This window comes from Corynebacterium mucifaciens (assembly GCF_012396315.1).
GTDB lineage: Bacteria > Actinomycetota > Actinomycetes > Mycobacteriales > Mycobacteriaceae > Corynebacterium > Corynebacterium mucifaciens.
Genome location: NZ_JAAXPF010000013.1, coordinates 17,071 through 41,906, shown reverse-complemented (window position 1 = coordinate 41,906; position 24,836 = coordinate 17,071). Strand labels below are relative to the sequence as shown.

At 61.1% G+C, this 24,836-nt stretch carries 25 protein-coding genes and 1 pseudogene; 17 read left to right on the top strand and 9 right to left on the bottom strand.

Annotated features, from left to right (window positions below; all coding sequences use genetic code 11):
• Positions 1–341 (bottom strand): annotated as a pseudogene (locus HF989_RS09670) (hypothetical protein); the annotation flags it as partial.
• A gap of 234 nt (positions 342–575) precedes the next feature.
• Here HF989_RS09670 and HF989_RS09665 point away from each other — a divergent pair.
• Together HF989_RS09665 and HF989_RS09660 are read left to right on the top strand one after the other, a co-directional pair.
• Complete coding sequence (locus tag HF989_RS09665) at positions 576–1,019, top strand: helix-turn-helix domain-containing protein (RefSeq protein WP_168686053.1); 444 nt, start codon at positions 576–578, stop codon at positions 1,017–1,019.
• A 108-nt stretch (positions 1,020–1,127) separates the two neighbouring features.
• Complete coding sequence (locus tag HF989_RS09660; protein ID WP_168686051.1) at positions 1,128–1,547, top strand: hypothetical protein; 420 nt, start codon at positions 1,128–1,130, stop codon at positions 1,545–1,547.
• Here the strand turns inward: HF989_RS09660 and HF989_RS09655 are convergent.
• Complete coding sequence (locus HF989_RS09655) at positions 1,509–2,072, bottom strand: phosphatase PAP2 family protein (protein ID WP_168686050.1); 564 nt, start codon at positions 2,070–2,072, stop codon at positions 1,509–1,511. The two genes, HF989_RS09660 and HF989_RS09655, sit on opposite strands and share 39 nt — an antisense overlap.
• Positions 2,047–2,862 carry a hypothetical protein gene (locus tag HF989_RS09650; RefSeq protein WP_168686048.1) on the bottom strand — a complete coding sequence of 272 codons (816 nt, stop codon included), beginning with the start codon at positions 2,860–2,862 and terminating at the stop codon, positions 2,047–2,049. Before HF989_RS09650 ends, HF989_RS09655 begins: the two co-directional genes overlap by 26 nt.
• Between HF989_RS09650 and HF989_RS10960 the strand changes: the two genes are divergently transcribed.
• A complete protein-coding gene (locus HF989_RS10960) occupies positions 2,849–3,160 on the top strand; it encodes a hypothetical protein (RefSeq protein WP_484482024.1) in 312 nt (103 codons plus the stop codon). The two genes, HF989_RS09650 and HF989_RS10960, sit on opposite strands and share 14 nt — an antisense overlap.
• Here the strand turns inward: HF989_RS10960 and HF989_RS09640 are convergent.
• Positions 3,057–3,443, bottom strand: a complete 387-nt coding sequence (locus tag HF989_RS09640; RefSeq protein WP_168685980.1) for an ImmA/IrrE family metallo-endopeptidase — start codon at positions 3,441–3,443, stop codon at positions 3,057–3,059. The two genes, HF989_RS10960 and HF989_RS09640, sit on opposite strands and share 104 nt — an antisense overlap.
• 515 nt (positions 3,444–3,958) lie before the next feature.
• Between HF989_RS09640 and HF989_RS09635 the strand changes: the two genes are divergently transcribed.
• From HF989_RS09635 to HF989_RS09585, 11 genes are all read left to right on the top strand, one after another.
• A complete protein-coding gene (locus tag HF989_RS09635; RefSeq protein ID WP_210729153.1) occupies positions 3,959–5,461 on the top strand; it encodes a hypothetical protein in 1,503 nt (500 codons plus the stop codon).
• 116 nt (positions 5,462–5,577) lie between these two features.
• Complete coding sequence (locus tag HF989_RS09630; protein WP_168686042.1) at positions 5,578–6,360, top strand: ParA family protein; 783 nt, start codon at positions 5,578–5,580, stop codon at positions 6,358–6,360.
• 28 nt (positions 6,361–6,388) lie between these two features.
• The gene (locus HF989_RS09625; protein WP_168686040.1) at positions 6,389–6,679 is read left to right on the top strand and encodes a hypothetical protein; all 291 of its coding nucleotides are present in this window, start codon (positions 6,389–6,391) and stop codon (positions 6,677–6,679) included.
• 2 nt (positions 6,680–6,681) lie between these two features.
• On the top strand, positions 6,682–6,933 hold the full coding sequence (locus HF989_RS09620; RefSeq protein ID WP_168686037.1) for a hypothetical protein: 252 nt from the start codon (positions 6,682–6,684) through the stop codon (positions 6,931–6,933).
• Positions 6,934–7,126: 193 nt separating this feature from the next.
• Positions 7,127–7,699: a hypothetical protein gene (locus tag HF989_RS09615; protein WP_168686035.1), complete on the top strand. Its 573-nt coding sequence runs from the start codon at positions 7,127–7,129 to the stop codon at positions 7,697–7,699.
• A 140-nt stretch (positions 7,700–7,839) separates the two neighbouring features.
• Positions 7,840–13,248 (top strand): DEAD/DEAH box helicase family protein, encoded by a 5,409-nt coding sequence (locus HF989_RS10915; RefSeq protein ID WP_168686033.1) that lies wholly within the window; start codon positions 7,840–7,842, stop codon positions 13,246–13,248.
• A gap of 714 nt (positions 13,249–13,962) precedes the next feature.
• Positions 13,963–14,226, top strand: a complete 264-nt coding sequence (locus HF989_RS09605) for a hypothetical protein (protein WP_168686031.1) — start codon at positions 13,963–13,965, stop codon at positions 14,224–14,226.
• 76 nt (positions 14,227–14,302) lie between these two features.
• A complete protein-coding gene (locus HF989_RS09600; protein ID WP_168686029.1) occupies positions 14,303–14,515 on the top strand; it encodes a thioredoxin domain-containing protein in 213 nt (70 codons plus the stop codon).
• 26 nt (positions 14,516–14,541) lie between these two features.
• Positions 14,542–14,853 (top strand): hypothetical protein, encoded by a 312-nt coding sequence (locus tag HF989_RS09595; RefSeq protein ID WP_168686027.1) that lies wholly within the window; start codon positions 14,542–14,544, stop codon positions 14,851–14,853.
• Complete coding sequence (locus tag HF989_RS09590) at positions 14,850–15,194, top strand: hypothetical protein (protein ID WP_168686025.1); 345 nt, start codon at positions 14,850–14,852, stop codon at positions 15,192–15,194. Before HF989_RS09595 ends, HF989_RS09590 begins: the two co-directional genes overlap by 4 nt.
• Positions 15,191–15,730: a DnaB-like helicase N-terminal domain-containing protein gene (locus HF989_RS09585; RefSeq protein ID WP_168686023.1), complete on the top strand. Its 540-nt coding sequence runs from the start codon at positions 15,191–15,193 to the stop codon at positions 15,728–15,730. Before HF989_RS09590 ends, HF989_RS09585 begins: the two co-directional genes overlap by 4 nt.
• Positions 15,731–15,763: 33 nt before the next feature.
• Here the strand turns inward: HF989_RS09585 and HF989_RS09580 are convergent, their stop codons facing one another.
• Positions 15,764–16,141, bottom strand: a complete 378-nt coding sequence (locus HF989_RS09580; protein ID WP_168686021.1) for a hypothetical protein — start codon at positions 16,139–16,141, stop codon at positions 15,764–15,766.
• Between the two features lie 350 nt (positions 16,142–16,491).
• On the opposite strand from HF989_RS09580, the gene HF989_RS09575 reads away from it, so the two are divergent.
• Positions 16,492–17,211: a DUF2786 domain-containing protein gene (locus tag HF989_RS09575; protein WP_168686018.1), complete on the top strand. Its 720-nt coding sequence runs from the start codon at positions 16,492–16,494 to the stop codon at positions 17,209–17,211.
• Positions 17,212–17,470: 259 nt separating this feature from the next.
• The gene (locus HF989_RS09570) at positions 17,471–18,127 is read left to right on the top strand and encodes a recombinase family protein (protein ID WP_168686016.1); all 657 of its coding nucleotides are present in this window, start codon (positions 17,471–17,473) and stop codon (positions 18,125–18,127) included.
• Positions 18,128–18,301: 174 nt separating this feature from the next.
• Here the strand turns inward: HF989_RS09570 and HF989_RS09565 are convergent, their stop codons facing one another.
• Together HF989_RS09565 and HF989_RS09560 are read right to left on the bottom strand one after the other, a co-directional pair.
• Complete coding sequence (locus HF989_RS09565) at positions 18,302–18,802, bottom strand: hypothetical protein (RefSeq protein WP_168686014.1); 501 nt, start codon at positions 18,800–18,802, stop codon at positions 18,302–18,304.
• A 104-nt stretch (positions 18,803–18,906) separates the two neighbouring features.
• Positions 18,907–19,281, bottom strand: a complete 375-nt coding sequence (locus HF989_RS09560) for a hypothetical protein (RefSeq protein ID WP_168686012.1) — start codon at positions 19,279–19,281, stop codon at positions 18,907–18,909.
• A gap of 329 nt (positions 19,282–19,610) precedes the next feature.
• Between HF989_RS09560 and mobF the strand changes: the two genes are divergently transcribed.
• Positions 19,611–23,588 (top strand): MobF family relaxase, encoded by a 3,978-nt coding sequence (gene mobF, locus HF989_RS09555; protein ID WP_246233948.1) that lies wholly within the window; start codon positions 19,611–19,613, stop codon positions 23,586–23,588.
• A 57-nt stretch (positions 23,589–23,645) separates the two neighbouring features.
• On the opposite strand, the gene HF989_RS09550 is transcribed toward mobF, so the two are convergent.
• Both HF989_RS09550 and HF989_RS09545 read right to left on the bottom strand, forming a co-directional pair.
• On the bottom strand, positions 23,646–24,296 hold the full coding sequence (locus HF989_RS09550; protein WP_168686010.1) for a hypothetical protein: 651 nt from the start codon (positions 24,294–24,296) through the stop codon (positions 23,646–23,648).
• Between the two features lie 9 nt (positions 24,297–24,305).
• Positions 24,306–24,824, bottom strand: coding sequence for a DUF4913 domain-containing protein (locus HF989_RS09545; RefSeq protein WP_168686008.1), 519 nt, complete (start codon positions 24,822–24,824; stop codon positions 24,306–24,308).
• Between the last annotated feature and the right edge of the window lie 12 nt (positions 24,825–24,836).

The following is a 24,836-nucleotide window of genomic DNA, read 5'->3' as shown; positions in this document are numbered from 1 at the left end:
CCCGGCTGCGAGCCCTTGGACGGTGCCGGAGTGGACGTACCCGGCTGCGAGCCCTTGGACGGTGCCGGAGTGGACGTACCCGGCTGCGAGCCCTTGGACGGTGCCGGAGTGGACGTACCCGGCTGCGTCCCCTTGGACGGTGCCGGAGTGGACGTACCCGGCTGCGTCCCCTTGGACGGTGCCGGAGTGGACGTACCCGGCTGCGTCCCCTTGGACGGTGCGGGCTTTTCGGCGGAATCCACCGATGTGACACCGGGCTGCGCCTGTGCCACCGGGACAACAAAGAGTGTGCCGACTGTAGCCGCCGACGCGATAAGCAGTCCTGTCCTGGAACGTTTCATGGAGAACCTTTCGAACGGAATGGGGGGTTTCCTCACACACACTACATTTGCAGGGGCCGTTTTGCTAGTAGGTTGGCGTTAGTATTTCTCGCTTTTACAGACTGAACAATTACATAGCACCCCTCCGCCCAGGTAGCGCGACATTAATCACTTATTCTTGATTCCGCACATGCTTAAAAAGGGGGCCTGCCCTTTCGGGGAGACCCCCTACTCCCTTTACCTGGACGAGGAATCGTGGCACGAACATCGGTTGAACATTTCGACCCAGAGCGGTTTCGCCAGCTCCGAGAAGAGGCCGGCCTCACGATTACGGAGCTCGCCAGCCGCAGCCGCATTTCGCGGGGGACGATCTCTCAATGGGAGCACCGAATTGCCACACCGTCCGTCGAAATGCTGTCCATAGTCATGGCCGTACTTGACGAACCCGTGGCCTCCGTTATCAACGTTCTTCCGACGGCACTGGACCTCAAGACCCAGCGCGTCCTAGCTGGCTGCACACGTGCGGAAGTGGCCGAAGCGCTCGGTTTGTCAGCCTCGGGGTGGGGCGACATCGAGCGCGGCACCACCGCCCTGTCCATAGACCGAGTGCCCGTCCTGGCCGAACTGTTCGGCGTCGACAACATGACAATCATGCAGGCGGCCCAACTGACCATCAATAATCGGCTAAACCGCAGCTAGTTTGTCTCATCTTTATCAGCAGTTACGCAGAATTCCCCAATCTTAGCCCGGTAGCGTTAATATTCAATGCTATTTTGGTGACATGGCATCACAAAGGAGGGAGTGCGCGTGAAGTTCGACCCAGCAGTCCTCGGGTATCGGCTGCGTTTTCTCCGCGAGTACGTTCACCCGCTCACCAGCGGGCCCTACTCGTTTGCGGAACTCCGCTCTGAGCTCGCCAACCGCGGCATTGTGGTCTCCGATTCCCACCTCCGCAACATTTTCGCTGGCAGGGTTGCCGCCCCGTCGTGGCCGCTCATTTTGGCGCTGGCCGATATTTTTAAGGTCGAGGAAACAGTTTTTTCCGATTCTGAAGATCGGTGGAAGACAATCGAGTCGTGGATTCTCACGACTTCTGCACAAGTTGAACAGCGACGTCTTGCAGCAGCGCGGGGATTGAAACGTCGCGAGAAGCTCACCGCTAGGCAGTCGCAGCTTTTCGCCCAACCGCTAGACGAGAACCCCCAAGGCGCAGGCGAGGACAACTAGGCCGGCGACGAAGCCACCAGCGAGCTCGCGGGGTGTGTGGTGGCCTTGTTTGAGACGGGACCAGGCGACTACGGGCGCAAATACAAGCCCAAGCGCCCACCAGGGTGACAGAACAACCGCCAGATATCCCCACACAGTGACCCACAGGCCGACGTGCACAGAAATCTTTAGCCGCAGCATCAGGGTTACACAGGCAAAGACAACGATGAACCCAATGGCTGCACCGAGTGCGATCCACATTTCTCGGGGAGTCGGCAACGCCGCCAGTAGTGCCACCGCGACAGCAAGGCACACAAGAATCGCTGCGAACACGGGCTTGCGCTGCTCGCGCTTGGTGACATGATGGTGGCTGACTTCACCGCGTCGCATAAGTACCGCAATGATCGCCCGGGGAACCACGCCCGTCAGAAGCGCGGCACTTACGCCCGCAGCTGGCGCACCTAGACCCAGGCCGAGAGCGAGAAACAGCACCACATTGAGAATCCAGGGTGCACCCAGATCACTTATTATCCTTGCCAGTTTCATTCCTCATGATCGTAGCGACCCGGATGAGCCACCCCGCCTGCTGTTCCGGGTCCGCGGAGATCGGCACCGCCCTCGGGGGTTCTCCCCGACCTAGCAGCCAGTTTGCGGCATCGATCTCACCGCCTTCAGCGTCGCGCTCGATGGAACCATTTTCGTCAGAGATCGCCAGGCCGATTTGGTCCATCAGACGAGTGATCAGCGGCACCCCGTGGCCTCGCTCCACCGGGACAATCTCGTCCAGGCGCTTACTCACCGGCCCTACGACACACCGCAAGTGCGCCTGCTGCCACACCCGTGCAAATGAGATGGTGAACATGCCCACGACTAGGCCAGTAACGGCGACGATGGACAGTGTTGACCTCAAAAACTTCTGGGGCACCGACAAGTGACCCAGGTAGAAAACCTCCCACACCCCCCATACAGCAACCATCGCCCAGCAGATAAGGGAACCCAGGCCGACGCACAGCGCAAATACCGCACGTCCCGCTGCGGTTTTCCGCGTCGCCTCCGACCACATCGACCGCAGCAGCCGAGCGGAGTAAACAAGCAGGCTCAACAGGACGAGGACTTCCGAGGCCGCATAAACCCCGGTCCTTGCGGCGCACTCATCGAAAGTCAATCCATTGCCCGCAGAACACCACTGCCTCGCATAACCCCACGCAGCGCCTTTGACCACCGCCAGCAGACCCGGCCAACCCGCCACGTCAATCCAGCTGACGCGTCCGCCGAGAGCACGGGTCGCCACCGCGAAGATACTCACCGACGCCACAAGCAGGATGTCCTTGATCAAGCTGCTACCACTGGGAATGACATTGTGGACGATTTCTTCGACTGCGGGGACATTAAGAATCGAATACGCGGTGACCACAACCAGACTCATCATCAGCGCCAGAGCAAGCAAAGTATTGCGCCGCAGAACGACAATCGCCCCGATTGCTGCGCTCAACAAAACACTTGACACGAGGGCATTGATAACCAGAATCATCAGCCCAGGGCGTCTTTCCATCGAACATGACCCCGGGACTCACCGCAGCGGGGCAACATCTCTAGAACACGCGCCGCAAATACTTCCGCCTCTAATTCATTGACGGCGGATTCATGCTCTAATTCACGCTGCAATGCCGCCCACATCGCATACCCTCCCGGAGGAGGCGGCGCGATCTCCACGCCGCCGTGCCGATGACCCAGGACGAGATGACCGAGTTCGTGTGCGACGGTGTGCTGCCACGTCGTGCACCGCGGGGAAACCGCGATCACCGCCTCAGCATCCGTCAGACGGGTGAAGCCGACCTGCCCGCACGGCAATTCCATCTCAATCATCGTCACCGGGGTGCCGATTTCATGTTCAACGGTACCCACAAGGTCAGCCACACTGGCAACCGGACCTGCCGCCGCTGCCGTGCGCATAAGCCTCCCAGCTGCACGTTCCGCAGATCTTCGCGCGTAATTCCGGCTCCTACGGCGGCGCAGATTATCGAGCATTATGTCCCTCCTTGCCGGACGAATGCTAACGGCATTAGACTAATGCATGTCACTTTCCATCGCCATAACGTAGTGAAGCAGAGAGTTCTTCCCGAGGCGCACCAAACTGTATGGAATGATGAACGACTGACAGCGGTGTAATTTACCGCCCGCACTCTACCCGCACTACAGGAGGTATCCACCCCGCGAAACTTTGTTCGCTGGCCACGCTACCGGCCGCCACCAGCAATTAAATATATGCGGAGGGGTACTCCTGCTTGTGTTGTTACCGGACCACCAACCCGGAATCACCACATGACAAAGAAAAACCCCCGGGTACCAAACCGGGGGTTTTTCTCAAGATCAGGGAGAACCAGTTACCAGCTAGTTCTCGTATCCCCCTCCACCACAGAAAGGGAACAGCATTGCATCACGCTGATTCCCAGGATAGTCGTACCCAAAATACTTTCGCAACCACAACGCGAGACGAACTTGATTCAGCGGCTACTACCTGGGCTTTTTCATGTCTTCCGGCCTCACAAAACACCCACACAACGACTACAACCGCGGCGAAAGCGGCCCGTCTCCAGGAGAAGATCGCGCACCGTGATCTTTTCTTCGAGCACGTCATCGCACCGAGACTGACTACAGATGCCGGCAGGCAGACTATGTGGCTGCGGTGGAACGGCATCGAGCCCACGACATTCACCGAGGAAGAAATCCTCGCGCGGGCGACAGCCATCAACGACGCCGTTGACGCTGCAACCAAAGCGACCATCGACCGCGAAACCAAGCGCTGCCCCGCCTCGCCTGGCCGCTCCTTTCTCCTACCAGTCGAGGTCGACGAGGCCGAGCGCAGCCGGCTCTGCTGGCAGTCGCGCGCCATCTGGGAGGATGTGGCGCTACGCGAGCTCATTAACTGGCGCGATGTACAGAAGGCATGCCAGTCAGGGCGTGTGGCCGTCCAGCACCTCCCGTTTATCCTTGCCGCCCTGGCCTACTTCGCCGACGACAAGACCGGGCATAACTGTGCAGCCTCCAACCTCCGTGTTGCTTCACTCGCGCAGCACTTCGCCCGTGAAGCGGCGAGAGATGGGCACACCAGCCGGGGCCGCAAGACCGCAACATTGAGCATCAAAACGCTAGAGCGGGCGGTAAAGGCTGTCGTGTCGGATCTGTGCGACATCGGGCTCATCGTGGAACGTGCACGCGGCAGGCACCTGTCCGCCGGAGAGCGCGTCCTGGCGTACTTTCGCCACCGTCGCTACCAGACCCGCGCTGCCTCCGTACGCGATCTCGTCATGCCTGCCGAGCTCTGGAGAAAGGAACCCCGCCCGACCAAGCCTGCGTGGGCCTGCGACGCCAACCCCTTCATGCACCGTAAAAACGCCAATCTCCGCCTCGCGGACATTGTGAAGAAACTGTTCAACTCCGCCCTACTGTCACCCCACCCGCACGTAGTGCGGCGTACTTATTCTCTTACTGTTTCTACCTGGTTACTCAGCGCGCTTACGCGCTTTTCCGAGACACCCACACCCTCAAAACAAAACCGCAGAGGGTTTAAACCCCCGAGCAAGGGCGCAAAGAAAATCGCGTCCGACCTTGTGCACCCGGAGATCGGCGGCATGAGCTGGCTTTTGCGTCACCCGAACCAGCCGGGAAAGAAGTATCACCTCAACGCCCTCGCCCGAGTCATAGACGCTGCTGGAGCAGCTACCTCTGACGCTGCGACCATTCTAACCAGCATTGATGCCTACAACGCCGAACGCGGCTGGGAGTTCCACCCCGAGGATATCGAGCGGCCGTTCGCATGGCTCAGCACTGTTCTGCAGAAGCAAACCCAGCGCAATGAGGTCTCCCAGGCGCTCGATGAACTTGCCCGCGAACATGCGGATGACCCAATATGCATGCATGCGTTCATTCATTAGAGAGTGCACTCGTTCATTTGCATGCTATAGTGTGGGCACAGGCTCAGGAACTGCTGTTTACCTGCACGTTAAGCGGTCCGGGGCGTGCCAGTTCGGATCACGACGAAAGGACGAAAATGAAAACGATCATGGTTTACAGCGAGACAGGTGGGGCCACAAAGACCACCACAGCGGTGAGCCTCGCCTACTCCGCGGCCCAGGCAGGCCAGCGCACGCTCCTCATTGATCTAGACCCACGGGGAGCGACTACAAAGTGGACGGGAGCCGAACCGGACGAGGACTGGCAAACTGTAGCCGCCATCATCGGTAACGAGAATCCCGAAGGATGGGTCACCGAATTTGCACTCCCCTCCCCGTGGAACGAGAACCTTTTCATCATCCCGTCCCACAGGGAACTCTCCCAGAATGAGCGCGACACGGCGCCCTACATCGAGCTGCGGTTGATGACCTCGCTGCAGGGGGCTGATTTTGACCTCGTGGTGATTGATTGTCCTAACCGCCAGGGCGGAACCCTGACGCAGAATGCCCTCGCAGCTTCTGACGGGGTAATCTACGCCTCCACGCCAGGGCAGGATGGGGTAGACGGAGTGGCAGGGGCGCGCGAGTCTGTCGCTAAGTTCATCGAATCGCGCCAGAAGATGAAAGCGCCCACGAACCTGCGCGAAATCGGGATTGTTCTAGGGAGATGGCCCGACACCGTCACTAGGAAAGTTGCCACCGCAGCCCGGGAAGACCTGGAAAGTACGGGCCTGCTGTTGGCCCCTTACATTCCCGAGCGCACCATCGTGGAACAGTGCCGCATGTCGGGCGATTGGTATGGCGACTATGAGAAAGGCCAGCTCGTGGCACAGCAATACGCCGACCTCTACCAGCAAATCGCCCCGGTAATTTTTGAATAGTCCCAACAACGACGAAGAAGGCAATAGCATGACTAAAACAGACGGCCCTGATCTGAACGCCCGGCGCACGAAAAACACGCCCAACCAACCACGTCCGAGCGCGCATCACGGAACCGATTCGGCGGAGGTCACTCCTCCCGCCCCGCAGAGCACGCCGCCGGCTCCGGCTGAAGAACCCGTGGTCCAGTTCAGCACTCGCCTCTCTTTCTCTTGCCGCCAGCGCGTCAAGCAGGTGGCCAATGAAACCGGCAAGACGGTGCGCGCAGTTGTGGAAGAAGCGATCATCGAGAAATACGGGTTGCCCGGTGAAAAGAGGTAGCCATGCTGGCCGATTGGACCCTCGATCAGTGGTTTGTCGCAGGTCTTGTCGTGGTCGTGGCGATTGGCCTGCTGCGCCGAAGCTTACGCACCACCATCGCACTGGGATTCGTGTGGCTGCTTCTCTACTGGCCCACCATGTTCACCGGGGGTCTTATCGGGGAGGCGGCGGAGAAGTTTGAGCGCGATTCCCAGATGGAAATCAGTAGTAACGTCCCCTTGGAACCTGGCTACCTCGGCTCCTCTGCACAGTAGATTCCGCAGGTAAACCGACAAATGCTAACGCTTTTTTAAGTCGTTAAACGACTCGCTCTCCCCTACCATAGACGGCACACAAGCAGTGACAATGCTGTCTATCAAGTGGGAGTGTGCATGGCTCGCCGAAGCCGCAAAAGGCAAATACCGAACGAAAACCAGCTCAGCATTTTCGATCTATTAGGAGAAACCGATGATTCATCGAGCGGACGTACAAGCGACGCTGACGGCCTACGACCCGGAAACGACCGAACAGCAGATCGACCAACTGTACGAGCAGATGTCGCAAGCGTGGGAGGACCGCGCCTCGGAGATCGAGACGGCGGCAATCAACGCGCTGAAGGAGAAGACCGGGGACTGGCCGGACGGCCCGCAGCGGGGCAGCTTAATCGCCCAGTCGAAGCAGTTGGCAACGGATCAAATAATGGAGGAGTTCCTGGCGCCGCTGACGCAGGAGATCGTGGCACGGCAGACGGAGCAGGACGAGGAGGAGACTCCCCACGACCAGACGCTGCGCGATCCGAACGGGTGGTGGCAGGCCCCGGAGAACATTCAGGCGAGCCAGGAGGCACAGGACGCGGTGTGGGAACTGTGGGAGGACGAGTCCCCGAGGTTCCTGCTGCTGGCGGACGCGCTGTTCGAGCGGAGGCTGTTTCTCGGTCTGCAGCTGCCGAACCGGCCCGAGCACCCGGACTATCCGGAGCTGAAGGCGCAGATCGCCGACGCGGAGAGGTACTGGGACAAGCGGATCGCCGCTTCCCGGTAAACCCCGCCACCGCCATCGGGCGCAATATCCGTGCCCTGGAGGAGCTCGCCTCCATTAGCGCGGACACTGAACCATCCGCACTCACCGATTCGCAGCGCAGCCTCCTCGGACAGTGGCAGTCGTGGGGAGCGCTCGCGGACGTGTTTGATGAGCGCGACGCCCGCTACGCCCGCGAGCGCGACTACTTGCGCACCCTGCTGTCCGTCAGTGACTACCGCCGCGCAGAGCGCACCGTCCTCTCGGCGTTTTTCACCGATGAGGATCTGACCCGCTCAATCTGGAGCGCGCTGGAAAGCGCCGGCTACCAGGGGGGAACCGTTTTGGAGCCGGGGTGCGGCAAGGGCAACTTCTTGTCTACTGCCCCGGCGGGAACCCATGCCGTCGGGGTCGAGCTTGACCCCACCACCGCACGTATCGCCTCACTGCTCCACCCCGATGCGCAGATCAGGGCGGAGGACTTCACCCACACGGACCTGCCTGACGATACATTCACTGCCACCATCGGCAACGTGCCGTTCGTTGACGTCGTTCCCCACGACCCAGCACGCAACCCGCACGGTCTTAACCTGCACAATTACGTCATCTCTAAATCCATCGATCTGACCAAGCCGGGCGGTTACGTCGCCGTTATCAGCAGTACAGGCACCGCAGACGCCAAAGGCAACACTGACGGTTATGGACCGCGCGCAGCACTCACCGACCGCGCCGACTTCATTACGGCCGTGCGACTCCCCTCCGGCAAAGACGGCGCGTTCTCCGCCAACGCCGGGACCCAGGTCGCCACCGACGTGTTGGTCTTTCGCGTCCGCGAGGACGGCCAAGAACCCACCGAGCGCACCGAGGACTTCCTGACCACCGCAGAGGTGGAGGTCGACGGCCAGGCCTTCCGCATGAACAAGTTCTTCGCGGAACACCCCGAGAACATCCTGGGCACCCCGCGCGCCACCACCGGGCGTTTCGGGGCACAACTGGCCTTCGACGCTGACACCACCACTCCCCTGGCCGAGCAGGTGCGCGCCCGCCTCACCGCCGACATTGAACAAGCCGTCGCTGACGGATATGGCCTCACCGCCGATACCGCTGTTGCCGAGGCGGTAAACACCACCGGCCTGCTCGACACCGCCCGCGCAGAGATGGGATCTGTTGTCGGCACGTTGCGCTACGAGGGTGAGGGCAAAAACCTTGCCTTCTTCCAAAGGCAGCACACATCCGCAGGCACCACTGAGGGGGTGCCTGTGCGGCACGTGAAAAAGTACGCCGACCAGTGGGTGCGTCTGGTCGACATGCGAGATACGACCACCGCGCTGCTTAACGCGTGCCGGGATGAAAACACCGCCGACATCCATGCACTGCGGGGCACTCTCAACGAACAGTACGACGCTTACGTTGCAGCCCATGGACCCATCAACCTCCACGAGGTGAAGGAGCCAGCAAAGAAGTCCGACGCTCAGATAGAGAAAGCCTTCACCAAACTGGAAGAGGGCTGGCGAGTCGAAAACGGCCTTGAGGGTCGGCCCTTCGAAGGGGATCTGCCTACCGAGGTCTACGACGAGCTCATGGACCAAGCGCGGCAGACCTCTAGCACCCCGGTAAACAAGCGCCCCCACCTGGAAGGAGCCATTGCCTCCGACCCGTTTATGAACGCCGTTTATGCCCTGGAGCGCTACAACCAGGACACCAAGGAGGCGGCGAAAGGACCGCTGTTCACCACGAACCCAATTCGCACCGTGGTCGAGCTCGACACCGCAGACTCCCTCACCGACGCCCTCGACATCGTGGAGGGCTCCGGTAAAGCACTTACCGCCGGCAACCTCGCAGCCCTTCTCGATGGTTACGACGCCGCCAGCGTTGCCGAGGAATTGGAGGCACAGGGGATGGCGTTCCGCGACCCACTCGAACCGGAGGAGTGGATTCCGCGCGAGCGCTATCTCTCCGGAGCCGTCCGCACGAAACTGCGGATGGCCGACGAACTGGCCTCCACCGATGATCGGTTTGTCGCCAACCGGGAAGCGCTGCGCGAAGTGCAACCCGAGCGCATCACTGAGGGCATCACCATGAACCTCGGTGCGACGTGGATTCCGAACGACATCTACGTGGACTTCATTGCCGAAACGCTGCAGATCACCGACAATAAACGTGACCAAATCGACGTCAAGAATGTGGCTGACAAGTGGTCTGTGTCGCTGCCAAAGACGTGGTGGCAGAAAGGTGAGGCGGACATCCGCTACGGCCTTGCCGCAGCAAACGCGCGAGGCGAATACAACTTCCGCTCACGTAACCCGCAAATGCAGGGGCTATCCCACCACGGCATTGCCCACCGCGGATATGATTCGGTGGTCTTCCCCGCCGCCGACGCGCTGCGCCACGCCATGAATTCATCGGCCCCAGTTCTGAACTACTCGTTGGAAGCCCGTGTGCAACTCGGAGTCCCCAACCCTGAGAATGCCACGGTCCTCTACCCCGAGGCCACCCAGGCGGCAGGACGCAAGGCGCGCGAAATGACGGAGCACTTTCGCCAGTGGACCAGAGAGGACCCCGCTCGCTACGAGCGCCTGATCGACGCTTACAACGACCAGTTCAACAACGTCGTTGCACCCGTCTACGACGGCAGCACCCGCGAATTCCCCGGCATGTCGGAGGGATACACTCCGTATCCCTACCAGCGCAACGCCGTCGAGAGGATGATTCACGAGCCAGGTGTGCTGCTCAACCACGTTGTGGGTGCGGGAAAGACCGGCTCGATGGTCATGGGGGCAATGGAGCTCAAACGCCTCGGCAAGGTCAACAAGCCTGCCCTGGTCGTGCCCAACCACCTGGTCGAACAGATCGCCCGCGAGGCTAACCAATGGTATCCCGGAGCGCGCGTCCTTTCGGGTGCCTCCGCTATCGGCGGTGGCAAAAACGGTGATGGGCGGCAAATGTTCGCTGCACAGGCCGCAACTAACGACTGGGACCTAGTGGTCATCCCCGAATCCGTCTTCACCCTGATGGGCCTCGACCCTGAGATCGAGGCAGATTACCTGGAGACGAAGATGGCGGAACTGCGTGACGATCTGCAATCGCTAGAAGATGCCGGCCCCGACCACAAGCGCACGGTTAAAGATATCCAGAAGACGCTCCAGCGCATGGAAAACCAGCATGCAAAGAAGCGCGAAGCGGCAGGAACGGATGTCGGGATCACCTTCGACCAGACCGGCATCGACTACCTCATCGTCGATGAGGCCCACGGGTACAAGAACCTTGGGCGAGTGTCTCCGCTGCGCGAACTGGCGCACGAGGGCGCGGCGAAGTCCACCGACATGGACATGAAGATCGAGTGGCTGCGTGGTCAGAAGCGCGTCGGCGCGCCTGTAGTCACGTTCGCCACCGGCACACCCATCACCAACTCCATCGCGGAGTTGTGGGTCATGCAGCACTACCTGCGCCCCGACCTTCTCCAAGAGGGTGCTATCGCAGGCGTCAACGCGTGGGGAAAGAACTTCACCGAGGCGGTAACCAGCCTCGACTTCAGCGCAGGCGGGCGAATTAAGGAAAAAACCCGAATCGCCAGGTACGTCAACGTCCGCGAGATCACCCAGATGAACTCGCCGTTCATGGATTACGTGGATCGCAGCCAAATTCCGGCGAAACTGCCGCAGTTAGACAACGGTGCGCCAACCGTTGTCACCTTTGACCCCGGGGACGAGGTGAAAGACCTCAGCCGCGACCTGATGTGGCGCGAGGAGCAGTTGCCGCGCGTCGACTCGCGTATCGACAACGCCCTGAAACTCATCAACGACGGCAAAGCCGCCACTCTCGACCCGCGTCTGGCAGGACTGGACGCAGAACCTGGCACCGGGCGACTGAAAGCCGTGGCAGACCAGATCACCACCGAGTGGGAGGCCAACCGCGACAACACCTATCTCACGCAGTTCGGGGAGGAATCCCCCAACCCGGGCGGTCTCCAAATCGTCTTCTGTGACAAGGGCGTGCCTTCCAGCGACCCCGGCAAATTCACTATTTACGAAGCGCTGCGCCAGGAACTCGTGGAGCGCGGCATGGATGAAAGCCGCATCCGATTCATCCATGAATGGGACGACCGAAAACTCCAACTCTTCGATGACTGCAACAACGGCAAGGTTGATGTGATCATCGGCAACACCGCGAAATTGTCGACTGGCGCGAACATCCAGACACGCGCGGTGGCATTGCACCATATTGACGTGCCGTGGCGACCTGCAGACATGGAGCAACGCGACGGTCGAATCATCCGCCAAGGCAACCAGAACCAGGACGTGCGGGTCTACCACTACATCGCCGCAGGAACAGCGGACGGCCACGCCTGGTCCACCCTGAAATACAAGCAGGACTTCATCCAGCAGATTTACCAGGGCCGGCCCGGTGCCAATGAGCTAAACGTAGAGGACAACGAGAGCGACGTCCTCGCGCGCAACAAGTCGCTGGCGACCGGCAACCCCGATTTCGAGCGCGAGATCGTGCTGACCCGCGAGGTCGAAGAACTGCAATCGCGCAAGACTGAGCATGTCGCTCAAAAGGAGTCGGCAGAGTTCTACCTGCGCTACAACAAGAAGGAGCTACCGCGAATCGAACAGCAGCGGGAAACGCTGAAACCGCTGATCCCCGCCGCTAAAAAATGGCTCGAGACCGATAGCGCCGAAAAAACGTGGACGTTTGGAGGGGTCACCTACACCGACCGCAAGGAGGCCACCGAGGCCATGACGGCGCAGCTTGCCGCCGTATCCCGTGACCGCAGCACCGACAAGCGCCACATCGGTCAAATCGGCGGAGTGCCTCTCTACGCCCATTACAGTTACGCGAACTCCGCCATGTTTATCAGCAGTCCTGCAGGGCAGCACCCGAAATCCATCCCGGACAACCTCATCCGAGACGAGCAAGTGCGCACCGCCGAGGAGGACGCCAACCTGCCACAGTCACGCTCTGGTTTCCTCACTCGCATGGAGTCCTCCGTTAACGCCGTGGTCAGCAACTACGACCGGGCGGAGAAAGACATGGATAAGGTGCGCCGCGAAATCGACCGATTGGAAAACAGCGACGATCTTGGCGACTTTCCGCAGCAGGCCGAACTGGAAGAAAAGAGCGCCGAGCTGGCAGGAGTGAAAAACCGCATCCGCGAGTTCAACCACTCGGATGGGGAAAAACGTGCCCAACTCGCCTATATGATGCGCCTGGAAGAAAAGGGACGTTCCCCCGGTTACAGCCTGGAGCTCAACCCGACCCGGCACATGATCGAGGAGGGAATCACCTACCACCCGGAGGGCGAACCCATCGTGAAGGTAGACGGCACAGCCGAGGAGCAGGCTGAGGCGTGGGACAACCGCGGCAGTGTCGCAGTTATGGAACGGCCCAAGACCGGCAGTTTTGACTTCGACGAGGCGGAGCAGACCTCCCCCACCGGCGGGGGGTCGTTCTTGGAATCCTTCGGAGGGCGAATCGACACGTCCGTCCACGAGACAAATATCCAGGACGCCAGCGGGCAGCAACACAATTTCAACGAAAACACGCAAGCGCGAGGTGAGGAACTGGAATAGGCAACCTGCCGTACGTGTGACCCCTACCCCTGCTGGGTGGGGGTCTTTTTCTCCCGCAGTCGCTGGCGCTCCTTTGGGCTACCGCGCGGGCTGCGCCCGCTTGCTTTCGATGAGGCAGGGACGTGAGCGTGGGTTGCGGCGGTGGCGTCGCGTGGATGGGAATGGTTGCGGCTACAGAGTGGTGCGGCAGTGGCCACGGAGGGAGAGGTCAGCAGACAGTCTGTCACTCGCCAAAGTCCTGGCTTTGGCTGCGCCAGTGGACCCGCCTGACTGGAGTGAGGGACGCGAGTGAACGCGTGCACGCATGCGTTCATGAGTGCGTGCGTGGCCGCATTAGCGTATGAACGGTGGGGCGCCGTAGTTCTGGCTTTGGCTGCGCCAGTGGACCCGCCTGACGGGAGTGAGGAACGCGAGTGAACGCGTGCACGCATGCGTTCATGAGTGCGTGCCTGCACGCCTGCGTGCATGAGTGCGTGCGTGACCGCATTAGCGTATGAACGGTGGGGCGCCGTAGTCCTGGCTTTGGCTGCGCCAGTGGACCCGCCTGGCTGCCGGCACATACGGAACGGCCCCCCTTCCGGGGGTGGCGGGTTGTGCCCAACCCGAAACGGGGTAAACTAGCAGGTAGATCGAGCAAAGTAAGAGAGTTCGGTCGGACCCACCGAGAGGGCAACACGGCCCCCGGTACCCACGCACAGAAAGGATGGCCGCATCATGGCTACCTACCGTTTCGACTTCTTCAACCCGGCAACTGGTTCCCTCCACTTCGCGGAGGGGGGCTTCACGAGCGCGGAAGCCGCTTGGAAATGGGCGCAACATTCCCTCGCTGTCGATCACAGGTGGGGGAACGACGAGGTGGTGCAGCGCCACATGGCCGCGGCCGTGGGCTACGGCACCCTCCTACTGCCCTACGATCTGCTCCTCGCACCCGGTGAGGACGGGCAGCTTCCGGTCTCCGTGATGGTCACCGTGGAGTAGCCGACAGGGGTGGGGAGGGGCGCGCATTCCCCGGAAATCACGCGCATCACCAGGTCAACAAGGGAGACAATGAACGATGATTATCTACAGCAAGGACAAGTGCGTGCAGTGTAAGGCGACTATCAAGCGCGCGGAGGCGCTAGGACTTTCCTTTATGGTGTGTGACGCCGCCGAGCTTCCCGAGGATGTGGCCGCCCTCGGTTTTACTCAAGCGCCGATCGTCGTTCCGGATAATGCTCCACCGTTCAGCGGTTTTCGACCCGACAGGCTTGCCGCGCTGGCACGCTAACGCTTGATCCAAGGAGGCTTAGAAGAATGCCACTGACACCGCAGCAGCGCGAGGAATACGAGCAACAATTCCGCGTGGTCCGTTTCCGTCTTTCTGTGGATGAGGCCGATGAGTTCTGCAAGCGGCTAGCAGCTGCCGGCCTCAGCATCCAGGACGCACTCGCCAGCTTTGTGCGCGGGTGGGTTGCCACCGACCAGGAGGTGAGGGACATGATCGCCAGGACGGCACATCTCGGGGGGCCGGAGACCGCAGGGGATATGATCGGGCGCTCACTGAAAGGAGTCCTGCGGGGGGATTATCCCACGGGCTCACCCATTTACATGGAGGAAGAGAAATGATCATCGAGGGAGTCATCACCGAGTTGCCCACGCCCGCAGAGCACGCCGCCCGCACCGAGCGCGGCAAGAAGGAGGGCAAGGGGCTGGGAATCGTCGGTGTGGGAGTCAAGAAACGCACCCGCGGCAAGCCAACGTTCTTCCGCGTCACGTTCCAGAACACCGAAACTGACATGCTGGCCACGCACATCGTTGAGGACTACGCTCCCGGTGATCCCGTGGTCATCACAGCCGACGAATCGACCATTCAGATGGTGTGGGAGATAGACGAAATCGCACGCACCTCTGCTGTTATCAAAGTGTGGGGCATGGACATAGCCCCCGCGGTGGGGGATAGGTCATGACCACGCCTGATGACACCCCGGACATCGACGCCCCGGACGCCGGCGGTTACGACCCCCGCTACGACTCCGAAGCGCTCCTGCTCTCCGCGCTCTTGTGGGCCGGAGAGCGAGGACACCACACCGCTGCCAACGCTGTCGCGCAAACGTTGGTAGCCGAGGACTTTTACCGCCCTATGTACGCCAAGGTCTACCGAGTGCTCTGCGAGCGGGCGCAGAAATCAAAGCCGTGCGACTCTGCCAGCGTTATCACTGCGCTCACGTCCAAGGGCACCAAAGAGGGAATGTCACAACGCGACGCCACCGAGATGATGATGACCCTTATCGGCCTTCAGGCTAACGATCTCGCGGTGACGGACTACGCGCACCAGGTGGCCTCCAAAAGTTACCGTCGCCAATTCCAACGCATGGTGGCTCACCTGGGTCACATCGCCACCGAAGCCCCCGAGGACGAACTGTTTGCCTGTCTAGTCGAGGTCGGCAAAGGGCAGCGCAAAGCGTGGGAACGCTACAGGCGCTTGGTCAGTGAGACCGGGTAAGCGCCGGCGGTAAAGAGACGAAGAGAATCTTTTTTAGATGAAGCCAAGTTCCTTGCTGGCATCAACAAGAGCTTTGACAGGATCGTGCTGATCAATCTTCTGCCAGACGATGAAGCGGCCCGTGCTCCAACCGAGATGCTTCACGAGCTGAGCGGCCTCGGCAAGGCTGTGTGCAACCACCGTTCCGTCCGGGACGTGTAGCCGTTGGCCCTCGGTCCAATACAGTCCGCGGTCACCGTTGGGTCCGCCGTGGGCAACGATCTTCACTACTGCCTGACCGTAATCCCCAAGCTCCTTCATTGCCGCCATGCCGGAGTCGGTGCTGTGGGGGGGAAGGTAGACGCTGCGCAATTCCCCGTCCACCTTCACGACGGGGTTGGTCTCGGTTGGGACATTTGGATTATTCGTCATCGGAACCGCCTTCTTGAGATCGAATGGATCCGTTCGGTGTCAATTATATGTGTGGACCACTTGCGGGGTAAGGGGATGAATCTAGCGCGCCATAGGTCTACCGCCAGTCCATACCCGGCATTAGGTGCAGCAGGCGCTAAATAGGAGGCGCAGCACCTCCATCCAGTCGCAACAAACCCGCTTCAGCCAGTGGCTATAGATACCCTCCCCCCTTCCGGGGGTTGGCGGTTGTGCCCAACCCGCAGATGGGTAAAATAGGAGGTAGATCGAGCGGAGAACAACAGTTCGGTCAAACCCACCGAGAGGGCAACACGGCCCCCGGTACCCACGCACAGAAAGGATCTGCAGTCATGCAGAACATCGATAAGCTCAAGTCCAAGGTCGCCAAGCTTCTGGCGCAGGCCGAAGACCCGGCCACCCCGGACACCGCGCGCGACGCCTTTTATAGCCGTGCCGCCGGCATTATGGCCAAGTATGGCTTCGAGGCCCGCGACCTGGACAACCCGGACGAGGGTGACGAAGTTATCACCCGCACCTACGCGCTCGGCGGGGCATACACCGATATGCAGGCCATGCTGCTTAACGGAATCGCTAACGCACTCCACTGTGTTGGGCTCCAGGCTAAGTACCCCCGGTCGACCAAGGTTAAGTCTATGACTGTATTCGGCACCCGCCGCAACATGGAGCGGGTGGACATGCTCAATGCCATGCTCGCCCCCCGCATGGTCGCGCAGGCCAAGATGGAGCGCCAGAATGATGCCTGGGAGCCGAGCACCACAGTCAAGAGGCGCAGTTTCATGGTTGGTTTCATCACCACGATCAGCCAGCGACTGCGGGAGGCGGAGGGCACCGTTGGAGATGAGGAAGGGCGTTACGCACTGGCACTTATTGATGACCAGGACAAGGCCGAGAAAGCCCGCGACGAATATGTCGCCGAGCACGGTTTCGTGATGGGGGAGTTCCGCCAAAGGCGCACCTACGACAGTCGGGCAGTCGAGGCCGGCCGCGCAGCCGGGCAGCGTAGCGACATCGGCCAGACCCGCATTGGAGGCCGTATCGCAATCGGGTAGAGCAGGCTGTCCCCTGCCCCGAAAGAGTGGAGGTTTCAGGCCGGACATACAGCGACCCAGGGTGTAGCGGGGGCTACATTGTCTTTCTGGGTCTCACGGCCGGCTGGAGGATACGGCTAGGGGGTTTCTGGAAAAAGAAACCCCGGATCGAGTATTTACAACGGTCCCGGGGACGTCCCCGTTTGGTGTGTATTCCTGGGGTATACCCAAACCGGGCACTTATGAATTACAGGCCCGCCCTGTTCGATAGGGTTCAAATATGGACAACGGAACAGACCCGTCATTGCCTCTAGACATCAACGAACACCAGGACGTTGTTCTGGGGCAGAAAGTCGGTTACGCCCGGGTGAGTTCACAGGAGCAGAACCTGGATCGCCAACTTGACCAACTCCGCGCGGCAGGCGCGTCGCAGATCTACAAGGAGAAGATCAGCGGCTCCACGCGGCACCGCCCGCAACTGGAGGAGGTGCTGCGGTATCTGCGTAAGGGAGATCAACTCATCGTCACGAGCATGGACCGCCTCGCGCGCTCACTTGTCGACCTCCACACGATTGTCGAGGACCTCGTGGGCCGCGGCGTCTCGGTGAGGTTCCTCCGTGAGGGGCAGACCTACTCTGCGAAGGCTGACCCAATCGCCAAACTCATGCTCGGGCTCATGGGCAGCGTGGCCGAGTTCGAGCGTTCCATCATCAAGGAGCGCCAGGCTGAGGGGATTGCCCGCGCGAAGGCGCGCGGGGTCTACAAGGGCCGGGCGAAGGTGCTCACTGACTCGCATGTCGCTCAGGCACGACAGTGGGTCACTGACGGCATTCCCAAGGCGGAAGTGGCCCGGCGACTCGGCATTGGCCGCACAACGCTCTACAAGTACCTAGCGGACGATGAGGGACCAACACACGGCCCCGCCGCGTCGCCGTAGGTGACGGGGCTACGCGCCCCTGTACGACGCTTACGGGCAGGGGGGAAAGCGAGGACCGACGAGAACACGAGACCCCCTGACCCAACACAAGTAGCGCCACGGAAAGCGGCCCCCGCCAACGCGGGGGCCGCTTTCATGCTGACCGGACAACCCGGTGTCAGACACTGCCAATACTCACCATAGGGGAATCTGCCCGGGAACGTAAATGACCTCAGCGCGTGCAGCTCGCAGCGCCTCCTCGTCCCACCCGTGGCGTACCGCCTCACGGACACGCAGCGAGCGCTGCGCGCGGGACTCACTGCCAGACCCACGACGGTTACCAATGTGCCGGCCACGGAAGACCGCGTAGTCGATGTTCTCGGCCTGGGTAGAGGTGCGAAGGTGCCTCTCATGCACGCGGACACACAAGGGCTCACAGCAGGCGTGCTCACCGACGAGGCCGGGGGGAAGTTCCTCGCCCATCTCCAGTAGCAAGGCAAAGCGATGGGCGGACATCGTGCGCCGTCTCATTCCCGCCTGCCACGAGACACGACCGTAACCGTCGGGAGTGGAAATCGCGCCCACCCAAATCCAACACGAGCCAGCCTCGTCGCCCTGGCGGTCGGGACCACGCACCACGTTGTTCCAGAAGCGCTCAACAGTGGCGGGGGAGGGCATGAGACTGGTGTCAGTCACGGGCGACTTGCGCTCAGGGGAACTCACCTAAGAACCCCCGAAGGCGCGCGACACCGGGCACGGAGAGGCGGCGGTACGAACGGACACAGGCTCGAACATCGTCCCTACTGGTGCCCGCCGTCATGCTGGTGTTCGTCACCTGACGAAACGCCCTCGGAGTCAGACGCAGGGCCACCTTCTGAGGACTCGTCCTGCCCTTCCAGGTCGCCGCCGTCGCCGGCAGTAAGGGCGTTGACGCGGCGGCGCACCGAGCTCAAACGAGACGCGGACACACCCGTGGTCTCTTCGATCTCCGCGAGGGTCACGTCCAGGCGCTGCAAGGCGTCGACCGCCGCGACCGTGCGGACCATCAGCTCGTCGATCTCGCCGATGTTGTCAGCAACTTCCGAAAAGTGCTCCGCCTTCTTCTCCAGACGCTCGCGCTCCTGCTCCATGAGGCGCTTGCGAATGCTCGCCTTTGTACTCCGCTTCTTCGTCATGCGACCTATCCTAACGCGGATACGCCAGGCACACGAGACACGCCAGGCATCCACATCACGCGCTATCCCTCCGCCGCTTACTGAATGCCCGTCGATCTACCCACGACTGCCCTTCCGCTTCCTATATCGACCCTCCTTCACACTCCCGCGTCCAGTCGTTCACTCCACGCGCTTATTACGTCCTCCAGACGCGCCACGGGTCGCGCCCTAAACGCTCCCCAACAGACACACACCGTTGGCTGATAATCAGACTTTCGGTTTTAGCAGGTCACAGAGGTGACCAGAGGGAGCGCTTTCCGCGGACGAATTCTGCCCATAAACTGGTGGGCATGTTGTCGATGAGAGTTGTCCACGCGGGAGATGGCTACGCCTATCTCCTGAATTCCGTGGCCTCCCACGACGACGAAACAAAGCCGGAAACACGCCTCCACGACTACTACGACGCAACCGGAACACCCCCGGGAAAATGGTTCGGCCGCGGAATTCACGGCCTCGGAGAAACTACTTTGACCCAGGGCGGCGTGGTTGAAGAAACCCAAATGGCCGCGCTTTACGGCGAAGGTCTGCACCCGGACGCGGAGCAAAAAATCGCGGATGGTGCGCGCCTGAAAGACACCCAACTCGGACGCCAGTACCCGACTTTTGCAAAAGGCGTCGACGTTCTCGAAGCGATTAAACGGGAAGAAACACGCCGCAAAAACGAAACCGGCAAGCTCCTTCCGACCGAGGAACGCAACCAAATCGGCCTCGATATTGCGCGCCCGTTCTACGAAAAAGAAACCGGCTCAGTCAACGCCGGCGCCCGCGAAGTGCTCGCCTGGCTCAACGAAGAGAAGAACAAAGTCAAACAACCCGTGGCCGGAATGGACCTGACTTTCTCCCCCGCAAAGTCCGTTTCCGTGGTGTGGGCACTCGCCGATGAGGCGACCGCAAACGCCATCCAAGACGTCCACGAACGCAGCGTCCGGGACGTTCTTGCGTACATCGAAGATGAGCTTCTTTACACGCGGACAGGGCAAAGAAGTGAGCGCCAGATCAAAGCAAAAGGCATGATTGCCGCGACGTTCGTGCACTACGACACCCGCATGGGCGACCCTGACTTGCACACGCACTGCCTCATTTCCAACAAGGTGCAGGCGGAAGAAATAGACGGTTTGTCCCCCGAAGAGGCGGAAAAATGGCGCGCGCTTGATACCCGATTTTTGTTTAAGAACTCCGCAAAGTTGAGCCAGCTCTACGCTCGGAAAATGAACCAGCGGCTGCGCGAAGAACTCGGTTTCGCCTTCCGCGAACGCGTCACCGAAGAGGGCAAAGCACCCACGTGGGAGATCGCAGGCGTCAGTGACGAGGTCATTGATTCCTTCTCCTCGCGGCGTGAAAACGCCCGTCCCGTTTACGAAAAATACGCCGCGGAATACACCAAGACGCACGGCCACCAGCCCTCCTCCAGGGCGCGCTACGCCCTGTGGCAACAAGCCATTCTCGACACCCGCGACGCGAAAAAGCCGGCGCGTTCCCTGCGCGAACACCGCGAGGAATGGGCGCAAATGTACGACGCTGACACGCTTAAAAACGCCGTCAGCTCCGCGCGAGACACCCGCAGTTTCTTCCCCCTTTCTCACGATCCCGAGCGATCTTCCTCGGTGGCAGAACTGGCGCGCAAAGCCGTCGAAGATACCCGCGCACGGCGCGCGCAATTCGCGCCCCGGCACCTCGATACCGCTATTTCTATGCGCCTGAATGAGTGGCGGTTTTACTCCGAGGACCACGAGGACGAGGTTCGTAATGCCGCGATTCGTTACGCCCATTCCGAGTATCTGACGGTCGCTAATGACGCGCCCGACGAGTTGTTGCCGCGCGCGCTTTTCCGCGAGGACGGAATGATTATTGACCGCGATTCCGAGTCGGTCACACTCATTGCCCGGGACACTTTGCGCGAAGAAAACATCGTGCTCGATCACCTCGATGAGCTCACCGCGTACACGGTGGAGTCCTCTGTAATCGACGCAGCTTTGGCGCAGCACGCCGAGGAAAAAGGCTTCGAACTCAACACCGGGCAAGCACTTTTGGTGCGCCATCTCGTGGAGTCCGGGAAGCAAATCACGGCGGGAGTTGGACCCGCAGGTACCGGAAAAACCGCCTCAATGTCGGTTGTTTCCACCGTCTGGAAGTCGCAGGGACACAACGTTATCGGGCTGGCTCCCTCCGCCGCCGCCGCAAAGAATCTGTCCGAGGACATCGACACAGACGCCTTCACGTTGGCGTCGCTGACCTACCGATGGCGCGGGATCGTCGGGGATAATCCCCGCGACGTTTCCGCGCTCGGAATCGACATCAACCCCGGCGACATGCTGCTCATTGATGAGGCCGGCATGGCCACCACCGCCGATCTCGCGGCGATTACCGAGATCGCCCAGGAAACCGGTGCGGTCGTGCGCATGGTGGGCGACCCGTACCAGCTTGACGCGGTGGAAACGGGCGGGCTTTTCCGCACCATCGTCAAGCGTGACGAGTCCGTCGAGCTCGACCAGGTGATGCGCATGGGCAACGACACAGCCCAGGCCGAGGCAGGGCTGACTATTCGTCACGGTGACGTAACTGGGCTTGATTTGTATGCCGAGCGCGGCTGGATTCACGACGGTGCACGTGCAGACATGGTCACCCAAGCAGCCCGCGACTTCCTCGCCGACGATGCTGCCGGGTTATCCTCCATCCTCATCGCCTCGACCCGCGAGGACGTCAACACCGCCAACCAGATCATCCAGGACGCGCGCGCCCAGGAGGGACGCATCGACCCGGAGGGGCCGCATGTGGAGCTGGGCACCGGGCACCGGGCCTTTATCGGCGAGGCAATCCTGGCACGCAAGAACGCCACCTTCAACGGCCAGCGCATTCTCAACGGCTCGCGGCTGATGCTTGCCGCCATCCACGACGACGGCTCTATCACCGCACGCGCCGACGAACGCGGCGTGTGCGTTCACCTGCCCGCCGACTACGTGCGCGAGCACGTCCAACTCGGCTACGCAGCCACCGTCCACCGCGCCCAGGGCGTGACCGTCGACGTCACCCGCGCGATCATTGGTGCGGAAGCCGACCGGCGTGGTCTCTATGTGGCACTGACCCGCGGCAAGCGACAGAATCACCTCTACGTCCCCACCGATACGGATATCGACTTCGAGGCCGAGGGTGGGCACTTGCACATGGCCGGTGACAAACAGGCACCGACCGCCCGCGAGATTTTGGAGTCTGTGGTCACCCGCGACACGGGTCAGGAAAGTGCGACCGACACCCGCGAGAAGCTGCGCCGGGAGGCGGCGAGCCCCGAGCGCGCACGGGAGCTCTACGCCACCGCCGCCGACATGCTCACCACCACGTGGCGACGCGACTTCGTGGAGCCGAACGTGCGCGACTGGCTCGACACCTTGTCCGTGGGGTACCTGGAGACCATCGACGAGGACCAGGCTGTGGAACGCATCTCGACCGCTGCCGTGGCCCTGGCACGTCACGGTGTGGACTACCGGGAACTCATGGCCGAGGCCACCTCCGACTTGGAAGGGGCGCGCGACGCCGGCGCGGTTATCGCCCACCGGCTGCGCGAGCACCTGCCCGACACGGCTCCGAAACTGTGGGCACTGCCCCCGCACCACGCCAGTATGGACGCGGAGCTCTACGACTGGGCCGAGGCCACCCACGCCGCACTCCAACCCAACGAGCGCGAGCTGCGCGAGCTGGACTACGCCCTGCCCGAAAAGGGCACCATCGTCGGCCAGGACTTCACCAACACTGACCTGCGCGGCAAAGACCTCTCCCACCTCAAGTTCGAGAACTGCGACTTCACCGGTGCCGCTTTTGACAATGCGGAAATGCACCGCACGTTCTTCATCGAATGTGCCCTGCGCGACGCCACGCTCACCGGTGTTCACGCAGGCCAGGGCGACAATGCTTTTAAGGTCAACGGCTTCAGGAACTGCGACATGCGCGGCACTGACTTCAGCGGCGCCCGTCTCGCCCGCACCAACATGACCCGATCCAACCTCTCCGGGTCCGTCTGGCAGGGAGCCGATCTGGATACTGTGAGCTTTACAGGCACCGATCTCACGGGCGCGACGTTCACCGACACCACATTCACCGATGCCGCACAGATCGTCGGCGGCACGCTCGACCCCGACGCACCGGAGCAACTTCACGCGATCAAGGAAGCCAGCCGGCTCGACCTCAGCCACCTTGAGGACACCAGCACCGCTACTACTTCTGGAAGCACCAGCCCGCAGAATGAGCGTGAGACCCAGAACGACTGGACGCTCTAGTTTCACACCAAAAGGGTGGGTGCTGCCGATGCAGCACCCACCCTCTCGTTCTCGTTGTTACAGACTGATGCCTTCTTCCTGCTCCGCAGCCATGTCCTGCGTCAGATCAGGGCTAGCGGTGACTTCCTCCGGCACGAAATCTATCCCCTCCTGGGGATTGCCGTTCGGGGTGTCCATCGCAAACTCGATCGCCTCTACTGTTTCCTCACTCGCTCCGACCTGCTCCAGGTCAGCGAGCAACTCCGCGCTCGTGAGCGCGGTCTGTTCGCGCTCGGTCTCCGCTTCGAGCTCGGCCACACCCATCTCGTCAGCCCACTCATCCACCCTTTGTTCCAGCAGGTCCAACTCGCGGTCCTCGGTCGTGGTGTTCTCCAGGGCGGTGACAACTGCACCCACTGCCACAGCCCCTGCCACCAGGCCGGTTGTATCCGCAACGGTGTTTCCCCGCACGTAGCGGGCTGATTCGTGCAGGTTGCGCCGCTCCATCTCCGCAGCCAGCGCCTCCCAGTCCCGTCCTGATGTCTGCGCGCGGTAGCGCTGAACGTATTCCGTCCGGTACTCCCGCACCAGCCGCCCCAGCCTCATGCGGCGCAGGGCGTTGCTCCCGGGGCGCACACTGCGTCCGCGCCCCGCGACGGGCTTAGGCGGGTGGGTTGTCACGACCTCGAGAACGCTGCGCAGCTCCGCATCCAGTTGTTCATTGTTCATGGCTTCTCCCTATTTCTTCGTTTCGCCTTTGGTTTTTTCCGGCTCCACCGGTAGCGGGATAGATGGTGTATCTGCCGCCGAGCAGTACGAGAACACGCCGCCATCGGCCATGATCTGCCGCATGTGGTAGTCCGCGTGGTCACGCAGAAACTTCTCCAGAAAGCCCTCCGGGTCTTCTTGGCGCATCCGCTCGTAGATCACCCACAGCGCCTCGAGGCGCTGACCCACCTCCTTGTGCTTGTACCACTGCCGCGACCAGTTGGCGCGCTCCTGGCTGTTCTTCGTGGTGGGGTACATCGGGCGGATGAAGTTGTCCACGAAATCGAACACGCTCTTAAACCTCGGCTCCGGCTTCGTGGTGATCTGCGTCTTTTCTTCCGCAAACTCCCCCATCAACATTTCCAGCTCATCGGAGAACTCCCCGTCCTCCATCCGCTGTTCAAAGGCGGCTCTCACCGCCTCTTTAACCCAATCTTTGACCGCCTCACGCACCGCCTCAGCAGTTACTTGCTGAATTATGCTTTCCATTGCTGTTTTCTC

Bases quoted from the DNA above. Each gene is read 5' to 3' on its own strand.
- HF989_RS09600 (WP_168686029.1), top strand. From the start codon at position 14,303: ATGATTATCTACAGCAAGGACAAGTGCGTGCAGTGTAAGGCGACTATC.
- HF989_RS09595 (WP_168686027.1), top strand. From the start codon at position 14,542: ATGCCACTGACACCGCAGCAGCGCGAGGAATACGAGCAACAATTCCGC.
- HF989_RS09590 (WP_168686025.1), top strand. From the start codon at position 14,850: ATGATCATCGAGGGAGTCATCACCGAGTTGCCCACGCCCGCAGAGCAC.
- HF989_RS09585 (WP_168686023.1), top strand. From the start codon at position 15,191: ATGACCACGCCTGATGACACCCCGGACATCGACGCCCCGGACGCCGGC.
- HF989_RS09545 (WP_168686008.1), bottom strand. From the start codon at position 24,824: ATGGAAAGCATAATTCAGCAAGTAACTGCTGAGGCGGTGCGTGAGGCG.
- HF989_RS09570 (WP_168686016.1), top strand. From the start codon at position 17,471: ATGGACAACGGAACAGACCCGTCATTGCCTCTAGACATCAACGAACAC.
- HF989_RS09550 (WP_168686010.1), bottom strand. From the start codon at position 24,296: ATGAACAATGAACAACTGGATGCGGAGCTGCGCAGCGTTCTCGAGGTC.
- HF989_RS09625 (WP_168686040.1), top strand. From the start codon at position 6,389: ATGACTAAAACAGACGGCCCTGATCTGAACGCCCGGCGCACGAAAAAC.
- HF989_RS09575 (WP_168686018.1), top strand. From the start codon at position 16,492: ATGCAGAACATCGATAAGCTCAAGTCCAAGGTCGCCAAGCTTCTGGCG.
- HF989_RS09605 (WP_168686031.1), top strand. From the start codon at position 13,963: ATGGCTACCTACCGTTTCGACTTCTTCAACCCGGCAACTGGTTCCCTC.
- mobF (WP_246233948.1), top strand. From the start codon at position 19,611: ATGTTGTCGATGAGAGTTGTCCACGCGGGAGATGGCTACGCCTATCTC.
- HF989_RS09560 (WP_168686012.1), bottom strand. From the start codon at position 19,281: ATGACGAAGAAGCGGAGTACAAAGGCGAGCATTCGCAAGCGCCTCATG.
- HF989_RS09615 (WP_168686035.1), top strand. From the start codon at position 7,127: ATGATTCATCGAGCGGACGTACAAGCGACGCTGACGGCCTACGACCCG.
- HF989_RS09580 (WP_168686021.1), bottom strand. From the start codon at position 16,141: ATGACGAATAATCCAAATGTCCCAACCGAGACCAACCCCGTCGTGAAG.
- HF989_RS10960 (WP_484482024.1), top strand. From the start codon at position 2,849: ATGTCCTTGATCAAGCTGCTACCACTGGGAATGACATTGTGGACGATT.
- HF989_RS09655 (WP_168686050.1), bottom strand. From the start codon at position 2,072: ATGAAACTGGCAAGGATAATAAGTGATCTGGGTGCACCCTGGATTCTC.
- HF989_RS09620 (WP_168686037.1), top strand. From the start codon at position 6,682: ATGCTGGCCGATTGGACCCTCGATCAGTGGTTTGTCGCAGGTCTTGTC.
- HF989_RS09630 (WP_168686042.1), top strand. From the start codon at position 5,578: ATGAAAACGATCATGGTTTACAGCGAGACAGGTGGGGCCACAAAGACC.